The sequence below is a fragment of the Spongiactinospora gelatinilytica genome (assembly GCF_003236385.1).
GTDB classification, from domain to species: domain Bacteria; phylum Actinomycetota; class Actinomycetes; order Streptosporangiales; family Streptosporangiaceae; genus Spongiactinospora; species Spongiactinospora gelatinilytica.
Map to the genome: position 1 here is coordinate 1 of NZ_POUA01000532.1, position 3,874 is coordinate 3,874.

Below are 3,874 nucleotides of genomic sequence, written 5' to 3' on the forward strand. Positions count from 1 at the left end.
GTGTCGGGGCGGGGCGTAGGGGTGGTTCGGAGGAGCCGGTGCCGGTGGTCCTGCCGGGATATCCCGGGGGTGACAGGGCCAGGACGGCGGTGTATCCGCGGGTGGTGGACGACCTGGACGGGCAGGTGGGAGCGGCCGATCCCGGGGTGCCTGCGGGTGTGCGGCGGCATCGGGGGACCGCCAGGCGGTCCGTTCAGCGGCGTACGGCGGGCCGGGGCGGTGGCTCGCGGCGCGGGATGAACCTGCCCGGCGTACGGCTGCGCCGCGCGGCCATGGCGAGCGCGAACCCGATGGCCACCGCGGGCAGGGACGCGCGGACCATCCTGAAGGAATACCCGCGCGAGGCCCTGGCCGTGCTGCTGCTGATCGCCGCCGCGATGCTGCTGCCGTTCCGGCTCGCCCCGATCGCGATCTTCCCGGTCCCGCTCGTCGCGTGGGCGACGGCCGCGGCCGTCACACTGTCGAGCGGCGGCTGGACGTTCCGCGACCGGCTCACCAGCGCGGGCGCGCCCGTGGCCTGCTACGTCTTCGGCGGCCTCGCCGTCACGGCGCTGCGGTGGGCACAGGGCGCGGCCGACCTGGGCGGCCTGGCAGCGGAGTACTTCAGAGTCGGGGAGATCATGTTCATGGTGGGCACCGCGGCCGGAGTCTTCTGGCTGGCCTACCGGCTGCTCACCCCACCCCGCCCACGACCCCGCTGAGACCGGTACCACTAACGCCGCTGAGCCCGCTGGCGTAGCTCGCGCCACCAGTGTCGGCGCGGCCTGTGTACCCGCTTGGAGCCGCTGTCGCGGGCACTGCCGCGTCTGCGACCCCGGTGGGACCGGGAGTGCCAATGCTGCTGAGAGCGTTGGTGTTGCTCGCGCTGCCGGTGCCGGTGCGGCTTGTGTACCTTCTTGGGGCCGCTGTCGTCGGCGCTACCGGGCCCGCGATCCCGCTGTGGCCGGGGGTGCCAACGCTGCCGCCGTGCTCGCGGTCCTGCTGAGAGGCCAGGACCGCAAGGCCACTGAGGGCGCTGCAACCGGGCCTGCGGTCCCGCTCGGATGGCTGGGCCACGCCGCTCGCCCCGCCGCGCTCGTGGCCCTGCTGGCGCCGGGCCAGTGGGTGACCCAATTTCGTACACCCACGCGCCTACACTCACCCCCCTTGGCGATAAATAGGCATTTTCCTGGATTCCAGGGGAACAAGGGAAGAGCGCCGTTTCGACCCCGCGTCAAGCGTTTGGCATCCTGGCTTCCGTGTGCTTCGTAGGATTTGATCTGGATTTGACACTGGCCGATACGCGTGTCGGGATCGCGGCGGTCTACGATGAGTTGTCCAAGCGGCTGGGAGTGCCGATCGACACCGCCGCCGTGGTGTCCCGCCTCGGTCCGCCGCTGGAGACGGAGTTGGCCTACTGGCTGCCCGAAGCGGAGATCCGGGCCGCCGCCGCCCTGTACCGCGACCTGTACGCCGGGATCGCCGTGCCCGCCACGTCTGTCATGCCCGGAGCCAGGGAGGCTCTGGCCGCCGTACACGACGCCGGTGGCAGCGTGATCGTCGTCACAGGGAAGAACACCGCGGACGCGAAGCGCACGCTCGATGCCCTCGACCTGCCCGTGGAGGCGGTCGAAGGATCGCTCTTCGGTGCCGAGAAGGGGGCCTCGCTCGCGTCTTTCGGCGCGGCGGCATATGTTGGAGATCACGTCGCGGACATCGCGGCGGCGCGGGCGGGAGGCACCGTCAGCGTCACGGTGGCCACCGGCCCTTACACCGCTGGAGAACTACGTGAGCACGGAGCGGACGTCGTCCTCGGCGATCTGACCGAGTTCGGCACGTGGTTCCGGCGATGGCGAGGGGAAACGTCATTCACCTGATTTCGCGGTGAAATACATGGTCGCTCTTCGCCCCGGGTGGGCATAACCTACATCCATTCACCTTTAAACACAGTCTGAACGAGGTCACCCCTGTGCCGAGTGGCAAGGTCAAGTGGTACGACGCCGACAAGGGTTTCGGCTTCCTCACCCGCGACGACGGCGGTGAGGTTTTCGTGCATTCCTCCGCGCTGCCGAGCGACGTCGAGTCGCTCAAGCCCGGCCAGAAGGTCGAGTTCGGCGTGGCCGAGGGCCGCCGCGGCCAGCAGGCGCTGTCGGTCCGAGTGATGGACCAACCGCCGTCGCTCGCCAAGACGAAGACCAAGACCAAGCGGAAGAAGCCCGACGAGATGGTGGTCATCGTCGAAGACCTGATAAAGCTCCTCGACGCGATCTCGACCTCCTACCAGAAGGGCAAGCACCCCGACGCCCAGCACGCCAAGAAAATCGCAGCGGTGCTGCGCGGGGTCGCCGACGACCTGGACGCCTGATCGCCGCTCCCGCGCCGCGGATCGTCGCGGATCGTTGCGATCGTCGCGGTTCGCAGTGGGGTCGCCGGGGGTCGGCCCCTCAGCCGTGCGGGTTGGTGAGCGGTTTGGTGTGCCCGGGGTTGTCGCCACGGTCGCCGCGGCCGGCAGGGCGCGGCAGGACATCGGTGGCGGTCGTGGCGGTCGGGTCGGCGGCGTGCCCGGCCGTTTCGGGGGCCGGGTGCCGGCGTGAGCCTGCCCGCGCCGCGGCCACCCGCACCTCCGTGCCGCGCAGCCTGCGCCGCCGCCCGATCAGCAGCCACACCAGCGTCCCGCCCATCAGGGCCGCGATGATCGTCAGCGCGGCCGGGCCGCGGGAGTACAGCGACATGATCAGGCCGGCCAGCCCGCCCGCCACCCAGGCGATCTGGAGCAGCGCCTCCACGACGCCGAACGTCGAGGACCGCACCTCCTCGCCGATCTCCCGCTGCACGATCGCGTCGAGCGACAGTTTGCCCAGCTCCTGAGCGAACGCCGCGATCAGCGCGACGGCCACCGCCGTCCACAGGTTGAAGAGGAACCCCGCCACGAGCCCCATCACCGTGGACACGGCCAGCGTGATCAGCACCGTGACCTGTGTAGAGTGGTTGCGCACCCAGGAGGCCACCGCCGCGCCGACCAGGCCGCCCGCGCCCGCCGCCCCGGCGAGCATCGCGATGATCGTCTCTTTGCCCTGGCCGCCGGGCAGGTTGCCGTCCTGCACCACGAAGAGCAGGAAGAACAGAAGAAAACCGGAGAACAGGCGGATCGCGGCGTTCGCCCGCATCGCCTCGGCCACCGCCGGGCCGACGTTGAGGAGGGTCCGCCAGCGGGCCGGTCGCCGCTCCCCGTAGGCCTCTTCCTCCTCCTCGTCGCCCTCGACGTCCGGCGCGTCGACGTGACGCGGCAGCCGTACCGCGTGGACGCCCGCCACCATGAACAGCACGAGCGTGCCGCGCAGCACCCACTCACCGCCCAGCCAGGCCGCGAGGCCCGCGCCGATCGGGATCGCGATCCCCGCGCTGACCAGCGTGAACAACGCGACCCTCGCGTTCGCGGTGACCAGGCTGATGTCGGCGGGCAGCACACTCGGCATGATCGCCGCCCGGGACACGTTGTACGCCTTGGACAGCACCAGTACCCCGAGCGCCGCCGGGAACAGCGTGACCGCGTCTTCCGAGACCACGGCGGCGGCCATCGACCAGCACAACAGCCCGCGGGCCATCAGCGTGCCCGCCATCACGTAACGCCGGGCCGAGCGGAACCGGTCGAGCGCCGGCCCGACGAGCGGCGCGACCACCGCGAACGGCGCCATCGTGATCAGCAGATAGAGCGCGACCTGGCCGCGCGCCTCGTCCACGGGCAGGCCGAAGAACAGCGTGCCGGCCAGCGCCACGGTGATCAGCGCGTCGCCCGCCGCGCCGACGGCGCTCAGCTCGATCAGCCGCCCCAGCCCGGTACGCCCCGCCCCCTGGGCATAGGTGAGCCGCCTGGTCGCCCTGCCGACCCGTAGTG

4 protein-coding genes are annotated in these 3,874 nt (G+C 71.1%); 3 read left to right on the forward strand and 1 reads right to left on the reverse strand.

What is annotated here, in order from left to right; genetic code table 11:
• The 3 genes from C1I98_RS36340 to C1I98_RS36350 all read left to right on the forward strand — a co-directional run.
• Positions 1-701, forward strand: a 701-nt coding sequence (locus tag C1I98_RS36340) for a hypothetical protein (RefSeq protein ID WP_233508484.1), incomplete at its 5' end; no start/stop codon positions are given.
• A 537-nt stretch (positions 702-1,238) separates the two neighbouring features.
• Positions 1,239-1,856 (forward strand): HAD family hydrolase, encoded by a 618-nt coding sequence (locus C1I98_RS36345; protein ID WP_111171819.1) that lies wholly within the window; start codon positions 1,239-1,241, stop codon positions 1,854-1,856.
• A 92-nt stretch (positions 1,857-1,948) separates the two neighbouring features.
• A complete protein-coding gene (locus C1I98_RS36350) occupies positions 1,949-2,344 on the forward strand; it encodes a cold-shock protein (protein WP_111171820.1) in 396 nt (131 codons plus the stop codon).
• A gap of 79 nt (positions 2,345-2,423) precedes the next feature.
• Here the strand turns inward: C1I98_RS36350 and C1I98_RS36355 are convergent.
• A partial coding sequence (locus C1I98_RS36355; protein WP_111171821.1) for an MFS transporter occupies positions 2,424-3,874 on the reverse strand: 1,451 nt, incomplete at its 5' end.